At 71.8% G+C, this 14,931-nt stretch carries 15 protein-coding genes; 10 read left to right on the forward strand and 5 right to left on the reverse strand.

Features of this window, described 5'->3' with window-relative positions; all coding sequences use genetic code 11:
• Positions 1-19: 19 nt before the first annotated feature.
• From EXU48_RS04480 to EXU48_RS04500, 5 genes are all read right to left on the reverse strand, one after another.
• Positions 20-370 carry a hypothetical protein gene (locus tag EXU48_RS04480; RefSeq protein WP_133106380.1) on the reverse strand — a complete coding sequence of 117 codons (351 nt, stop codon included), beginning with the start codon at positions 368-370 and terminating at the stop codon, positions 20-22.
• 7 nt (positions 371-377) lie between these two features.
• On the reverse strand, positions 378-1,268 hold the full coding sequence (locus EXU48_RS04485; RefSeq protein ID WP_133106381.1) for a carbohydrate ABC transporter permease: 891 nt from the start codon (positions 1,266-1,268) through the stop codon (positions 378-380).
• Positions 1,265-2,119, reverse strand: a complete 855-nt coding sequence (locus tag EXU48_RS04490) for a carbohydrate ABC transporter permease (RefSeq protein WP_133106644.1) — start codon at positions 2,117-2,119, stop codon at positions 1,265-1,267. The genes EXU48_RS04485 and EXU48_RS04490 overlap by 4 nt, the downstream gene beginning before the upstream one ends.
• Before the next feature lie 167 nt (positions 2,120-2,286).
• Entirely contained in the window at positions 2,287-3,561 is a 1,275-nt protein-coding gene (locus EXU48_RS04495) for an ABC transporter substrate-binding protein (protein WP_133106382.1), read from the reverse strand.
• A 180-nt stretch (positions 3,562-3,741) separates the two neighbouring features.
• Entirely contained in the window at positions 3,742-4,218 is a 477-nt protein-coding gene (locus tag EXU48_RS04500; protein ID WP_165962680.1) for an SRPBCC family protein, read from the reverse strand.
• 99 nt (positions 4,219-4,317) lie between these two features.
• On the opposite strand from EXU48_RS04500, the gene EXU48_RS04505 reads away from it, so the two are divergent.
• The 10 genes from EXU48_RS04505 (at position 4,318) to EXU48_RS04550 (ending at position 14,915) form a co-directional block, all read left to right on the forward strand.
• A complete protein-coding gene (locus EXU48_RS04505; protein ID WP_133106384.1) occupies positions 4,318-4,605 on the forward strand; it encodes a hypothetical protein in 288 nt (95 codons plus the stop codon).
• Between the two features lie 46 nt (positions 4,606-4,651).
• Positions 4,652-5,416 (forward strand): SOS response-associated peptidase, encoded by a 765-nt coding sequence (locus tag EXU48_RS04510; RefSeq protein ID WP_133106385.1) that lies wholly within the window; start codon positions 4,652-4,654, stop codon positions 5,414-5,416.
• A 42-nt stretch (positions 5,417-5,458) separates the two neighbouring features.
• Positions 5,459-6,439 carry a carbohydrate kinase family protein gene (locus tag EXU48_RS04515; RefSeq protein WP_133106386.1) on the forward strand — a complete coding sequence of 327 codons (981 nt, stop codon included), beginning with the start codon at positions 5,459-5,461 and terminating at the stop codon, positions 6,437-6,439.
• Between the two features lie 89 nt (positions 6,440-6,528).
• Entirely contained in the window at positions 6,529-7,116 is a 588-nt protein-coding gene (locus EXU48_RS04520; protein WP_133106387.1) for a TetR/AcrR family transcriptional regulator, read from the forward strand.
• Between the two features lie 67 nt (positions 7,117-7,183).
• Positions 7,184-8,044 (forward strand): alpha/beta fold hydrolase, encoded by an 861-nt coding sequence (locus EXU48_RS04525; protein ID WP_165962681.1) that lies wholly within the window; start codon positions 7,184-7,186, stop codon positions 8,042-8,044.
• 150 nt (positions 8,045-8,194) lie between these two features.
• The gene (locus tag EXU48_RS04530; RefSeq protein WP_133106389.1) at positions 8,195-9,193 is read left to right on the forward strand and encodes a ketopantoate reductase family protein; all 999 of its coding nucleotides are present in this window, start codon (positions 8,195-8,197) and stop codon (positions 9,191-9,193) included.
• Between the two features lie 125 nt (positions 9,194-9,318).
• Positions 9,319-10,740 (forward strand): sensor histidine kinase, encoded by a 1,422-nt coding sequence (locus EXU48_RS04535; protein WP_235856827.1) that lies wholly within the window; start codon positions 9,319-9,321, stop codon positions 10,738-10,740.
• Positions 10,737-11,450 (forward strand): response regulator, encoded by a 714-nt coding sequence (locus tag EXU48_RS04540; protein WP_133106390.1) that lies wholly within the window; start codon positions 10,737-10,739, stop codon positions 11,448-11,450. Before EXU48_RS04535 ends, EXU48_RS04540 begins: the two co-directional genes overlap by 4 nt.
• 91 nt (positions 11,451-11,541) lie before the next feature.
• Positions 11,542-12,315, forward strand: coding sequence for an ABC transporter ATP-binding protein (locus EXU48_RS04545; protein WP_133106391.1), 774 nt, complete (start codon positions 11,542-11,544; stop codon positions 12,313-12,315).
• On the forward strand, positions 12,315-14,915 hold the full coding sequence (locus EXU48_RS04550; protein WP_133106392.1) for an ABC transporter permease: 2,601 nt from the start codon (positions 12,315-12,317) through the stop codon (positions 14,913-14,915). The genes EXU48_RS04545 and EXU48_RS04550 overlap by 1 nt, the downstream gene beginning before the upstream one ends.
• Positions 14,916-14,931 lie beyond the last annotated feature (16 nt).

Raw genomic sequence — 14,931 nt, forward strand, 5'->3', positions numbered from 1 at the left:
GCATCCCCTCCGGGTGCCGTCAGCGGCTGGTGGCATCCAGGCGTTGCAGCAGGTCGTGCGCGGCGAGCTCGATCTCCTTGTGCCGCCACTCCGAGGCGCGGTAGACGCACGCGATCAGCGCAGTCCGGTGCACGCGCCGGAAATCGCCGTACACGAACGCGTACCGAGCCTTGGTCCCATCCGCAGCGCCGTCGGTGAGGCCGAGGTGCCACGCCCCGTAGTCCTGCCACGAGTGCCGCTCGAGATAGCCGTTCTGAGCGTCGGCCCGCGGCTGCGCGTCGCCCCAGTCGCTGTCCAGCACGTACTGCCTGGCGTCGATCAGCCGACCCGCCTGCTCGATTCCGGCGGGGTTCACCCGGTACGTCGCCATCTGCGACTCAGCCCTTCACGGACCCGGACATCAGCCCGCCCACGAAGTACTTCCCGAGCAGAATGTAGACCAGCAGCGTCGGCAGCGACGCGAACAGCGCACCGGCCATCGACACGCCGTAGTTCTGCAGTTGGGCCCCGTTGGCGAGGTTGTTCAGCGCCACGGTCACCGGGCCGGTGTTCGGGGTGGAGAAGAACACGGCGAACAGGAAGTCGTTCCACGCGGAGGTGAACTGCCAGATCAGGACGACGACGAAGCTGGGGATCGAGATCGGAAGGACCACCCAGGCGTAGGTGCGCAGCATGCCCGCGCCGTCCATGCGGGCGGCCTCGATGAGTTCGTGCGGCACCGACTCGTAGTAGTTGCGGAAGATCAGGGTGGTGATCGGGATGCCATAGATCACGTGCAGCAGGATCAGGGTCGGCACGCCATTCGGCAGCCCCAGGTCCAGGACGATCTGGTTCAGCGGGATCATCACGGCCTGGTACGGGATGAACATCCCGAACAGGATCAGCGTGAACACCACGTTCGCTCCGCGGAAGGACCAGCGGGAGAGCACGAACCCGTTCATCGACCCGAGGAACGCGGAGATGATCGAGGCGGGGATCACCATCTGCAGGGTGCGCCCGATCGCCGGCGCGAGGGTGTCCCAGGCCATGATCCAGTTGTCCGCGATCCACAGTTGCGGCAGTGCCCAGGCCCGGCTCGGCGTCGCGTCCCCCGGGCCCTTGAAGCTGGTCACGAGCAGCACGTAGACGGGGATCAGCACGATCACCAGCGAGAACAGCGCGATCGCGTACCGGGCGGTGCGGGCCGCCGTGAACCGGCCCTTGGGGCGCCGGATGGCCGGCGTCAGCTGGTCGGTGCCGGGGGCGGCGGTGGTGGTGGTGGTGGTCATCGCCCGCTCGCCTCCTTCCGGGACGTGTGGATCAGGTACGGGACGACCAGCACCGCCACGATGATGAGCAGGATGGCGCCGACCGCCGCGGAGTTCGCGTAGTCGAAGCTGGACTTGAACACGTACATGTCCACCGCCGGCACCTTGGTCTGGTAGTTCGACGGCTTCGAGATCGACATGATCAGGTCGAACGCCTTCAGCGACATGTGCCCGATGATGATCAGCGCGGACAGTGCCACCGGGGACAGTTGCGGGAAGATCACGTGCCGGTAGACCTGCCACTCGCTCGCGCCGTCCATCCGGCCGGCCTCACGCAACTCCTCCGGGACGCCGCGGAAGCCGGCCAGGAACAGCGCCATCACATATCCGGACAACTGCCAGATCGCCGGCAGCGCGATCGCCGCGATGCCCCAGGTGATGTTGTTCCACCACGGGTTCTGCAGGAAGTCCAGGCCGACCATCTGGAAGAGCCGGTTCAGACCGAGGGCCGCCTCCCCTTCGTTGGAGTTCAGCAGCCACCGCCACACCACCCCGGAGGCGATGAAGGACACCGCCATCGGGAACAGGTAGACCGAGCGGAACAGGCCCTCACCGCGCATCGGCCGCTCCAGCAGCCACGCCCACATGAACCCGATCAGCATCGTGCCGACCAGGAACACCACGGTGTACAGCAGCAGGTTCTTCAGCGAGTGCTGGAACGCCTCGGAGGCGAGCAGGTCGAGATAGTTCTGGATACCGACGAACACCGTCGGCTGGGCGCCGGTGGCCTGCGCGGCGGTGTGGCTGTCCGTGGCGGACGTCGCGAAGTTGGCGGCGATCAGGCCGTAGACGAACACGGCCAGGAGGATCATGGACGGGGTCAGCAGCAGGACCGGGGGTCCCCACCGCTTGATGGTCTTCACGGATCTATCCTCCGACGGCGGTCAATGGGTTCTGGCGGACCGGCGCACGTCCGCCGGTGGTACCTGGGCACGGGTGCGTGCCCGGTCGCCGCGGCGCCCGGGCACGCACTCGAACATCAGCCGGCGGCGGCCGCCAACTCCTCCTGGTAGGTCGCCAGGTCGGAACCACCGGTCGTGTACTTGCTGGTGGCGTCGGAGATGGCGGTCGACCACGCGATCGGCGCCGCGGCCCCGTGGGCGAGCGACGGCACGATTGCGTCGTTCGCGTAGGACTCGATCGCCGTCTGCTGGTACTCGGAGAAGTCCGCCGGGTCGGCGTCGGTGCGGGCCGGGATCGAGCCCTTCGCCTGGTTGAACGCGACCTGGCCCTCGAGCGAGCCGACCGTCTCCAACCAGGCCGTGGCGCCGTCGGGGTTGGGCGCCCCGACCGGGAGGGTGAACGAGTCGGCCAGGAAGCCGAACTGCCCGTCGCTGCCGGGGACCGGGAAGTCCACGAAGCCGGGGCCCCGCTCGACTCCCTGTTCCTCGAACGCGGCCACGGCCCAGTCGCCCATCACGTTGTAGGCGGCCGTCCCGTCGATCACCATCTGGGTGGCCTCGGGCCAGTCGAGCCCGTCCCGGTCGGTGTTCGTGAAGCTCATCAGGGTCTCGAAGTGCTCAAGCGCACCGGTGACCTCGGCCCCGGCCCAATCGGTCTCACCGTTCCACAGCCCGATGTACGCCTCCGGTCCGAGGTCGGCCATCAGCACGGTTTCGAGCAGGTTCACCTGGGTCCATGTGGTCGCCACCGACAGCGCCGTCACGCCGGTGGCCTGCACGGCCTCGAGGTCGGCGATCCAGGCGTCGATGTCCGCGGGCACCGCGGACGGGTCGATGCCGGCCGCCTCGAGCACGGTCGGGTTCGCCCAGACCACGTTGGAGCGGTGGATGTTGGAGGGCACCGAATAGATGGCGCCGTCCACGGTGAGCAGGTCCAGCAGGTCCTGCGGGAACGCGTCGGTGAGGCCGAACTCCGTGTAGAGGTCGGAGATGTCCTCGATCTGACCGGCCGAGATGTAGTCGGTCAGCTCCGCACCGGCGTGCGCCTGGAACGTGTCCGGCGGGTCACCCGCCTGCATGCGGGTCTGGAGCAGGTCCTTGGCGGCGGAACCGGCCCCGCCGGCCACCGCGCCGTTGACGAACGTGAAGTCGGGGTGCTGCTCGGCGAAGACCGCCTCGAGCGCCTCCAACCCGGTCAGTTCCGAGCCGGCGGCCCACCAGGTGAAGACCTCCACGTCGGTGCCGCCGTCACCGCCGCCACCGCCGTCACCACTGCCGTCGCCGCCACCGCTGCAGGCGGTCAGGGCGAGCCCAATCGCGGCGGCCGTCGCCACCACACCGATGCGTCGCATACATCACTCCTTCATGATCAGTCCGACTCGGCGGACATGTCGCGCCAGCCGGCGCAACGACTCTCATTCTGTTCCCCGGTATCGGCAGGGGCCTGCGTGGGCACCAAACCGTCGCCAAGTTGTGACCTTCTCGTTCGGCGGAAATCCGCCGGTCGGAGCGCTCTCATGGGCGCCGCTGGATCAGCGGCATTCACTATGGACCCCGGCGAGGGCGGAACGCAAACCCCGCTGACCGGAGGCCATCACGGCGGCGTGCGCACGAGCGAACCACCGCCCGGCGAGCGGCGCCACCAGGCGCATCCACCGCCGTCGGGGGTGCACCTGCCACACGGTCTCCATCACCACCCCGGCGCCGTCGTCGCGCAACGACCACACGCCCGAGCCGACCAGATCCCCCACCACCCGCGCCCGTGCGAGGACGCCCGGGGTGACCTCGGTCAGTTCCACACCGAACCGGAGCCGGTACCCGGTCGGCGCGCGCACGGTCAGCAGCGTGCGTTCGCCCACATGATCGCCGTCGCCGGCCCGCACCACGGTCGCGCCGACCACACCCGGCCACCAGCGCGGCCAGGTCGCGGCGTCCGAGAGCACCCGCCAGACCTGCGCAGCGGTGGCGTCCGCGCGCCATCTGGACGTGAACCTGAAGCCATCGATCACCGCGCGCCCCTCCCCACGCCGTCGGGCGATGCCGGGCCATGCCCGGATCCGAGACCAGATTGCCCGGCGCCGACGGCCGCCGCCACCTATCGTGTGGAGATGGCCGACGTCGTCCAGGTGCGCCGCGCGCACCCCCTTGAGACCGTCGTCGCGTCGTTCGGGATCCTGCTCACGGTGGCGCAGCTCCCGTTCTACGTCGCGGCCGGCGTGGTGGCACCCCCGTGGGGTGCACTCGTCCTCAGTGTCGCGTGGGTGGCCCTGTTCACCCTGGGTCTGCGCTGGTTCCGCGATCACCCGACCTGGGTCCTGCTGGTGCCCGCGCTCGCCGCCGCCGTCTGGATCATGTCGGTGACCGTGGTCGAGCCCTACCTCGGCTGGGGTCCCTGAGCGACCGCGCGCGTGCGACGTCGGCGGGCGGTGCGAGAGTAGGGGCATGTGCGGACGCTACGCCTCGTTCCGGGAGGCCCAGGACCTCGCCGATGCCTTCGACGTGGAGGAGGTCACCGATGCGGCCGCCCAGGTCGCTGCCAACTACAACGTCGCTCCCACGGACCCGGTCCGGATCGTCCTGGACCGGGCGCCGAAGCCGGCGACGGCGGACGTCGAGCAGGGCAGCGACGGCGGCGCTGGGTCCGCGGTACGGCGGGAGATGCACGCCGCGCGGTGGGGGCTGGTACCGGCCTGGGCGAAGGACCTGTCCGTCGGGGCACGGATGTTCAACGCCCGCAGCGAGTCGCTCGCCGAGAAGAACGCGTTCCGCAAGCCGCTCGAGGCCAAGCGGTGCATCGTGGTGGCGGACGGCTACTACGAGTGGCTGAAGAAGCCGATCCCGGGCAGCAGGAAGCTCAGCCGCACCCCGTTCTACATCCATCCGACGGACGGGTCCCCGGTCGCCTTCGCCGGCCTCTACGCCTGGTGGCCGGATCCGTCGAAGGATGCCGACGACCCCGAGCGGTGGGTCCTGAGCGCCACGATCATCACCGCCGACGCCCGCGACGGGCTCGAGCAGATCCACGACCGGGAGCCCGCGATGCTGACGCCCGAGGGCGTGGCCACGTGGCTCGACCCGAGGGTGACCGACGCCGGCGAGGCGCTCGCCGTGCTGGCCGCCCCGGCCCCTGCGGTGTCCTGGCACGAGGTGGGCGCCCAGGTGGGTTCGGTGCGCAACAACTCCCCCGAGTTGATCCGGGCGATCTGAAACGCGGCGCGTCGTGCGGGCGTGACGGGTACCGTTCGGCACGTGAATATCGCCGTGACCGGTTCCATCGCCATGGACCACCTGATGACCTTCCCCGGGCGCTTCGCCGACTCGCTCCTCGCCGAGCAGCTCGACCGGGTGTCGCTGTCGTTCCTGGTCGAGGAGCTCGAGATCAAGCGCGGTGGGGTCGCCCCGAACATCTGCTTCGGGCTGGCCGCGCTCGGCCTGACGCCGCTGCTGGTGGGTTCCGTCGGTGCGGACTTCGACGACTACCGGGCCTGGCTCGACCGGCATGGCGTGGCCACCTGGCCGGTGCAGGTCTCCGAGACGGCGCACACCGCCCGGTTCGTGTGCACCACCGACTCCGACAACGCCCAGATCGGATCGTTCTACACCGGTGCGATGGCCGAGGCCCGGGAGATCGAGCTGCGGCCGATCGAGGCGCGCGCAGGCCGGATCGACCTGGTGATGGTCGGTCCGAACGACCCGGAGGCGATGGTCCGGCACACCGAGGAATGCCGCACCCGGGGCTACGCGTTCCTCGCGGACCCGTCCCAGCAGGTCGCCTGGATGGACGGCGACACGATCCGCAGCCTCATCGACGGGGCCACCTACCTGTTCTCCAACGACTACGAGGACTCGGTGATCCAGCAGAAGACCGGCTGGAACCACGAGGACATCCTCGCCCGGGTGCAACACCGGGTGATCACCCGCGGCAAGGAGGGCTCGAGCATCTACACCGGGTCCGAACGGATCGACGTGCCGATCGCCCGTGAGGAGGTCACCCTCGACCCGACCGGCATGGGCGACGCGTTCCGGGCCGGCTTCGTGGCCGGACTGTCGTGGGGGGTGAGTCTGGAACGGTGCGCACAGATCGGCTCGCTCCTGGCCAGTTACGTGATCGCCGTGACCGGCACGCAGGAGTACCGGTTCGGCAACACCTTCCTCAAGAGGTTCACCGCCGCCTACGGCGACGCCGCCGCCGACGAGGTCGCCCCCCGGATGCGCGACCTGCGCCTCTGACCGACGGCACCCAGCAACGGATCCGGTCGCGGTGCGCGACACCGGGCCGACCCTGGCGCCGGGGCGACCGATCGTGCTATTTTGAAGTGGTGTCCAAGGGTGCCGTCACGAAGCAGGCGATCCTGCGCGAGGGCGTCGAGACCGCCTACCGCGTGGGCCTCGGCGGCCTGACCATCGGCGTCCTGGCCACCGCCTGCGGCCTGAGCAAGAGCGGGCTGTACGCCCACTTCTCCTCCAAGACGGCGCTGCAGCTGGCGGTCCTGGACCGCGCCCGCGCCGACTACGCCGAGACCGTGCTGATCCCGGCTCTGGCGACCCCGCGCGGCGAGCCGCGGGTCCGCGCCGTGTTCGAGCGGTGGATCCGGCTCGGTCTGGAACGCCAGGCCGGCGGATGCCTCTTCGTCAAGGCCTCCGTGGAGCTCGACGAGCAGCCCGGCCCCGTGCGCGATCAACTGGTGCGTGACCACCGCGACCTCGACGAGGCGATCGCCCAGATCTTCCGCACCGGCATCAGCGAGGGGCAGTTCCGCTCCGACGCCGACCCGGACCAGTTCGCCGTGGATCTGATGGGCACGATGCTCGCCTTCTACCACTATCACCGCCTGCTCGACGACGGCGCTGCCGAGGCCAGAGCACGTCGTTCGTTCGAGCATCTGCTGGACGCCGTCCGCGCCTGACCGACCGGGGAGAGCCATGTCAACGCCTACGAACACGAAAAGCACGAACGTTCGTCCTACCGATCGATTGCGACTCAGGGCCCTGCGGCTGGGCTTCGGCACCCTGGACCGGTTCGCGCCCGAGCTCGGCGCACGGTGGGCGGTGCGGGTGTGGGCCACCCTGCCGAGCACCCGCGGCCGGCGCCGTGACGCCCGGCCGGTGGATCTCCCGGGCACCCGGGCGGACACCCGGCTGCCGGGCGGGGCCCTGCTGGCGGTCGAGACCTGGGGCGAGGGCCCGCCGGTCTACCTGATGCACGGCTGGGGCGGATGGCGCGGACAGTTGGGCGCGTTCGTCGCGCCCCTCGTGGCCGCCGGCCACCGCGTCGTGGCCTTCGACGCGCCGAGTCACGGAGACTCCGGGCCCAGCGCCCTCGGAAGGGGCCGGGCGACGGCCCTCGAGTTCGCCGACGCCCTGCGCGCCACGGTCGCGGCGCACGGGGCGCCCCACGCCGTCGTCGCCCACTCCCTGGGCGGTTCCGCTGCCACCATGGCCGTGCGGGACGGCCTCGACCCGGGCCGGCTGGTCCTGATCGCGGCGAGCCCGAACCCCATCGCCCTCACGGCCGCACTTCCCCGCACCCTCGGCTACTCCGAACGCACCGCGGTCCGCTTTGACCGCCGGCTCACCGCCCTCGCCGGGCGCCCGCTGGGCGACTTCGACGCACGAACGATGACCCCGTCGGACCTGCCGACGATGATCATCCACGACCGGAACGACAAGGAGGTCCCCTACACCGAGGGCGCCGACCTGGCCGCGGCATGGCCGGCCGCCCGGTTCGTGAGCACCGAGTCGTTCGGTCACCAGCGCATCCTGGCCGCCGAGCCGGTGCTGGCCGTCGTCCGTGACTTCGTCACCGACCGGGCAGCGGCCACCTACCCCGGCTGAGCAGGTCCGCGCAGGCACGCGGCGGCGTCGGTGACCGCGCACTCGCGCACCGGATGCCCGGCCCCGTCCCGGAGGGTGACCGTCGATGGCCCATGCCGATTCCCGCGCACGAACGGTTGCGCCCGGCCGCGCACCTGCGAGGCTCGTCGCATGCGTTATGTGATGATCGGGGCCGGCGCCGTGGGCGGGACGATCGGCGGAAGGCTCGCCGGGGCGGGGCGGGAGGTGGCGCTCGTCGCCCGCGGTGCGCACGCCCGCGCGCTCGTGGCCGACGGCCTGCGCCTCGAGACACCCGACGGCACCCACACCCACCGGCTGCCGGTGGTGACCACCCCCGCCGAACTGGGCGAGCTGCGTGCGGACGACGTGCTCGTCCTCGCCGTCAAGACGCAGGACTCGGCGGCCGCCCTCGTGGACTGGGCGCAGCGGCCGGTGCGCGGTGGCGGGACGGCCGCTGCACGGCTGCCGGTGCTCTGCGCCCAGAACGGCGTGGAGAACGAACGTCTCGCTCTGCGCGCGTTCCGCCGCGTGTACGGCGTGTGCGTCTGGCTGCCCGCCAGCCACCTGCAGCCGGGGCTGGTATCCGCCCCGGCGGCGCCGCTGAGCGGTGTGCTCCACCTCGGCGCCTATCCGGGTGGTGTGGACCCCCTGGCGCACGCCGTCTCCGCGGACCTGGAGGACGCCTGGTTCGAATCACCCGTGGTCGCGGACGTGATGCGGTGGAAGTACGCGAAACTCCTCGCCAACCTCGGGAACGCGATCGAGGCCCTGACCGGGCCGGTGCAGTCCGAGGCGGCGCACGAGGTCCTTGCCCTGGCCCGCGCCGAGGGCAGCGCCGTGCTGGCCGCCGCCGGGATCCCGGTCGTGCCCGAGGCCGAGCAGACCGCGGTGCGTGGCGACAAGATGCGTCTTCAGGCGATGGCCTCGGGTGCGCGCGGTGGCGGCTCGTCGTGGCAGTCGCTGCGTCGCGGGACCGGCACGATCGAGGCGGACTACCTCAACGGGGAGATCGTGCTGCTCGGGCGACTCCACGGCGTGCCGACCCCGGCGAACGCCGCCCTGCAACGCCTCGCGGGCGCCGCGGCGCGGGATCGCCGGCCGCCGGCGGCGATGACCGTGGCGGAACTCGTCGCGGCACTCGGGGCATGAGCTGGATGCCCGACCCCCTGTCGCCGGTGCCATGGGCACCGGCGACCGCTGTAGTCCCTCGGGCTGACCTCGCCTTCCACCCGCGGCGGGACGCCCCCGCGGGTACCGGCTCCTAGGCTGGGTCTATGAGTGCCCCTGCCCAGCCGCCGGAGGCGTGGACGAGCCGGGTCACGCCGAATGCGGTCGACGCCGTGCTCGCCGCCGTCGCGGTGCTCGTGGTCGGACTGCCGTCCCTCGCGCTGTCGGCAGCCTTCGGGTACCCGACGGCCGGCGCGATCGTCGGCGGCCTGGCCTCCCTCGTGATGCCGGCCGCGGTCGGCTGGCGACGCAGCCACCCGGTGCCGTCGGCCGTCGCCGTGTACGCGGCGGCTCTGGTCCACGTCGTCGCCGGGGCACCCTTGATCTTCGCGGACTCGATGATCTTCGTGGCCCTGTACTCGGTCACCGTCTACGGGCCGATCTGGGCACGGCGCACGGCGCTCGGGTCGGCACTGTTCGGGTGTCTGATCCTGAGCCTGCTGTTCTCGACCACGTCCGGGCAGGCGCCGCTCGACTCGCTGGTGACCGCCGGGGCGGCGATGGCGTTCCTGTCCGCGCTCGTGATGATCACCTGGGCGATCGCGATGGTGCGCAAGTCGCGCGTGGACCGCGTGGAGTCGCTCGCCGAGCGGGCGGCCCGTCTCGAGATCGAACGCGACCAGCAGGCGCAGATCGCCACGGCCGCCGAGCGGGCCCGGATCGCCCGCGAGATGCATGACATCGTGGCGCACTCGCTGTCCGTGGTCATCGCCCAGGCCGACGGCGGCCGGTACGCCGCGCCCGCGGACCCGGAGGCGGCCACCCGTGCCCTCACCACCATCTCCGAGACCGGGCGGGCCGCCCTGGCGGACATGCGCCGGATCCTCGGCGTGCTGCGCAATGACGAGGCACGCGAGGGCGACCTCATCCCCCAGCCGGACGACTCGAACCTGGACACGCTCGCCGAGCATGTCCGCGACACCGGCCTGCAGGTCTCCGTGGTCCGGGTGGGCGTGGCTCGGGCGATGCCGCCCGGCGCGGGCCTGACCGTCTACCGGATCGCCCAGGAGGCGCTCACGAACATCCTCAAGCACGCCGGTCCGGGCGCGCATGCGACCCTCCTGGTCCAGTGGACCCCGGTCGGTCTGGTGCTCCAGATCGATGACGACGGTCGGGGTGCCGCCGCGTCCAGCGACGGCGCCGGTCACGGGCTGCTCGGCATGCGCGAGCGCACCGCGATGCTCGGCGGCACCCTCGCCGCCGGCCCGCGGGCCGGCGGCGGGTACCGGGTCCGCGCCGAGATCCCCCTTCCCGGCGGTCACGGGCCGCAGCCGACCCCGGCGACGGCGCCACTGGCCCCCGCCTCGCGGCCCCCCCTCCCGCCGGCGGCCGGGTCGAGCCCCGCGACGGCGCCACCCAACCCGGTTGCGCCGCCGACACCGACGACGTGGGTCGGGCCGGCGCCGACTCCCCCACCAGGGCCCCCGGGCCCACCCGATCCGAACCCAGTGAAGGGCCCCACCGCATGACGCTCGACGGCGACTCCTCCGACGTCCCCACCGCACCGATCCGTGTCGCGCTCGTCGACGACCAGCAGCTCGTCAGGGCCGGGTTCGCCCTGGTGATCAACTCCCAGCCGGACCTCGAGGTCGTTCTCGAGGCCAGCGACGGCGCCCAGGCGCTACGGCTGCTCACCTCCCACGAGGTGGACGTGGTACTCATGGACGTCCGGATGCCGCAGATGGACGGCCTGGCCGCCACCGCCGCACTGACCGACCCGGACACCCACCGGCAGGGCAGCGTCCCGAAGGTGGTCATCCTCACCACGTTCGACCTCGACGAGTACGTCCTGCGCGCCATCAAGGCCGGCGCGAGCGGGTTCCTGCTCAAGGACACCCCACCGGAGGAGATGCTCGCCGCGATCCGCACCGTGCACCACGGGGACGCGGTGATCGCCCCCTCCAGCACCCGGCGACTGATCGAGCACCTCGCGACAGTGCTCCCGGACGAGCAGAAGGCGCCCGCCGCCGTCCTCGACGCCCTCACCGACCGCGAGCGGGAGGTCCTGGTCCTGATGGCCCGCGGGCGTACGAACACCGAGATCGCCCGCGACCTGTTCGTGGCCGAGGCCACGGTGAAGACGCACGTCGGTCGCGTGCTCGCGAAGCTCGGCGTCCGCGACCGCGTCCAGGCCGTGGTGACCGCCTACGAGACCGGACTGGTCAGCCCAGGCGCCTGACGCCGTCGGGCCGGGTCCACCCACGGGATGATCCGCGAACCCACCCGGGGCGCGACGCGGGCGGCACCCGCCCGCTCGTAGGTTCGTGAACATGACCTCACCAGTGCCTGCCAGCGAATCCACGAGTGCCGTGCGCGCCGTCGACCTGACCAAGATCTACGGCGAGGGCGAGGTGGCCGTGACCGCCCTCGACCACGTCGACGTCACCTTCGACCGCGGCGTCTTCACGGCGATCATGGGCCCGAGCGGGTCCGGCAAGTCCACGCTGATGCATCTGCTCGCGGGCCTGGACAGCGCCACCTCCGGCCAGGTGATCCTCGGTGACGTCGACATCACCACACTCACCGACAAGCAGCTGACGATCCTGCGCCGCGAGCGCGTCGGGTTCGTGTTCCAGTCCTTCAACCTGCTGCCGATGTTCACGGCCGAGCAGAACATCGCGCTCCCCTCCGAGCTGGCCAACAGCGCCGCGGATCCCGCGTGGCTGGACCTGCTCGTGGACACCTTCGGGCTGCGGGACCGGCTCACCCACAAGCCCCACCAGCTCTCCGGAGGGCAGCAGCAGCGCGTCGCCATCGCCCGCGCGCTGAGCACCCGACCGCACGTGATCTTCGCCGACGAGCCGACCGGCAATCTCGACTCCCGCTCCGGCGCGGAGGTGCTCTCGTTCCTGCGCCGCTCGGTGCGCGAACTCGGCCAGACCATCGTCATGGTCACGCACGACCCCACCGCGGCCGCGTACGCGGACCGGGTCGTGATGCTCGCCGACGGCCGCATCGCCGGCACGATCGAGGACCCCACCCCGGAGTCGGTCCTGGCCGGCCTCGACGCGCTCCGCGGGCTCGAGACCCAGGTGGCCCGCTGATGCTACGACTGACGCTGGCGCAGATGCGCACGTCCGCCGGCAGGCTGGCCGCCGCGGGCATCGCGATCGTGCTCGGCACCGCGTTCGTGGCGGTGACCCTGCTCGCCTCGGCCACCCTGGAGCAGACGACCCACAACGCGGTCACCGCGCAGCTCGCGGACGCCGACCTCGTGGTCAACGACTCCACCTGGAGCCTGGACGCCGACGAGCTCGACCGGATCCGGCGAGCCGACGGCGTGGCCGCAGCCGACCCGACGTCCTCCTTCTCGGTCGAGGTCGACGCCGGTGGACGCACCGAGTGGCTGAACGTGGGCGCCGTAGCCGGCGACCCGCGGCTGTCCCCGGCCGTCTACACCCAGGGGTCCGCACCGGCGGCGCCCGGGGAGATGTCGCTCGGCGTCGGCATCGCCGAGCGGCTCGCCGTGCAGCCCGGTGACGCGGTCGAGGTGACCTGGGAGTCGTGGGTCCCCGACGCCGAGGACCCCGAGGACGGTGTCTGGGCACCGCATGCGCAGACCGTCCGGATCACCGGCCTGATCGAGGAGAACAGCGGCCTCGCCTACGGCTCCCCGAACGCGTACGTGCCCGCGGACGAGTTCGCCAGATGGGAGGGCACGACGTACCCCGACGACGCCGCCGCGACCTGGTCCTCGATCCTGATCGCTCTCGAGGACGGCGCGGACGTCGAGGCGACCCGCGCGGTCATCGCCGCAGAACTGGCCCCTGACAGTTCGGCCGAGGTCCTCACCGTGGCCGAACAGGCCGAACGCAAGACGGCGGAGATCACCGGCAACGAGGTCACGTTCGTGGTGCTGCCGCTGGGTTTCGCGGCCGTTGCGCTCGCCGTCGCCGCGCTCGTCATCGCGAACACGTTCCAGGTGCTGGTGGCCCAGCGCACCCGGAGCCTGGCCCTGCTGCGGTGCGTCGGCGCCACGAAGGAGCAGGTCCGCTCGACCGTCCTCATCGAGGCGATCGTGGTCGGCCTGGCGTCCTCGATCGCCGGTCTCGTCCTCGGCACGGTCCTGATGGCCGTCGGGCTCGCCGTGTTGGCCGGGCTGAACCTGGACGTCCCGCTCGACCGCACGCTGCACCTGAACGCGCTCAGCGTGCTGGCGCCCATCGCCGTCGGCACCGTCGTGACCGTGCTGGCCGCGCTGGTCCCGGCCCGGATGGCCACCAGGGTGGCGCCGCTGGCGGCCCTGCGCCCGGTCGAGGGCGAGCACACCCGTGGGGCCGGCCGGATCCGGATGGCGTTCGCACTGGTGCTGGTGGCCGGTGGGGTCGGGTTGCTCGTCCTCGCCGTGGCGATCGCCGGCGGCCTCGGTGGCCTCGCCACGGACGGGGCGCTGCTCCTCGCCCTCGGCGTCGGGGTGCTCGGTGGGCTGAGCGCCGTGCTCGGCCTGCTCATCGGCACGGTGTTCGTGGTGCCCGCGCTGATCCGGCTCGCGGGGCGGGTCCTGTCCCGCTGGGTGCCCGGTCGGATCGCCACTGCGAACGCCGTCCGCAACCCGCGCCGCACCGGCGCGACGGCCAGCGCCCTGTTCATCGGGGTCGCCCTGGTCACCATGATGTCCACGGGTGCGGCCGCAGCCAAGGACAGCCTTGGGGACGCCCTGGCCACCCAGTACCCGGTGGACGTGAGCATCTCGGTCGGTGGCCCCGAGGTGGCCCTGGACGCGGCCCAGGTCAACGTGGTCACCGAGACCGACGGGGTGAGCGCCTCGATCCTGGGGAGCGTGGCGCCGGTGACCCTCGGGATCGACGGGTCCCAGGAGTGGGTGCAGGCCCAGGCCGTGGACCCCGATGACCTGACCGCCGTGCTCCGAGACCCGGGCGTGGCCGCCGGTCTGGCCGACGACACGATCGTGATGCCGCGCCTCTACGCCGAGTGGTACGACCTCGCCGACGGCGATCGCGTGAGCGTGACCGCCGAGAACGGGTCGGAGGTGGAGCTGACGGCCAGGGTGACCGAACTCGGCGGCGTCGATCCGATGGTCACGCCGGCGGCCTTCGCCGCCCTCGGCCTGCCGTTCGTCGAGAACACGATGGCCGTACGGCTCGCCGACGACGTCGATGCCGTCGAGGTGATCGGCGAGATCCAGTCCGCGCTCACCGACCTCTCCGCGACGACCGACGCACCGACCGCCTCCGTGGCCGGGGCCGCCGTCGAGCGCGCCGCCTACACCTCCGTGGTGGACACGCTGCTCGCCGTGGTCCTCGGGATGCTCGCCGTCTCGGTCGTGATCGCCCTGGTCGGGGTCGCGAACACGCTGTCCCTGTCGGTGTTGGAACGACGGCGGGAGTCGGCCCTGCTGCGCGCGATGGGCCTGACCAGGGGTCAACTGCGGGGCATGCTCGCCGTGGAGGGCGTTCTGATCGCCGGTGCCGGCGCCGCGCTCGGGATCGTCGCCGGGCTGGGCTTCGGCTGGGCCGGCACCGCCGTGATCCTGTCCACGGTGGGCGAGGTCACCCTGGCCGTGCCGTGGCGCGACATCGCGATGGTGGCCCTGGTCGCGGTGCTGGCCGGGCTGGGAGCCTCGGTGCTGCCCGCCCGCACCGCCGTGCGCACGCCGCCGGTCGCCGCACTCGCGATGGACTGAGCCGGGTCCTGCCGAA

This window comes from Occultella glacieicola (assembly GCF_004353825.1).
In the GTDB taxonomy this organism is placed as follows: domain Bacteria; phylum Actinomycetota; class Actinomycetes; order Actinomycetales; family Beutenbergiaceae; genus Occultella; species Occultella glacieicola.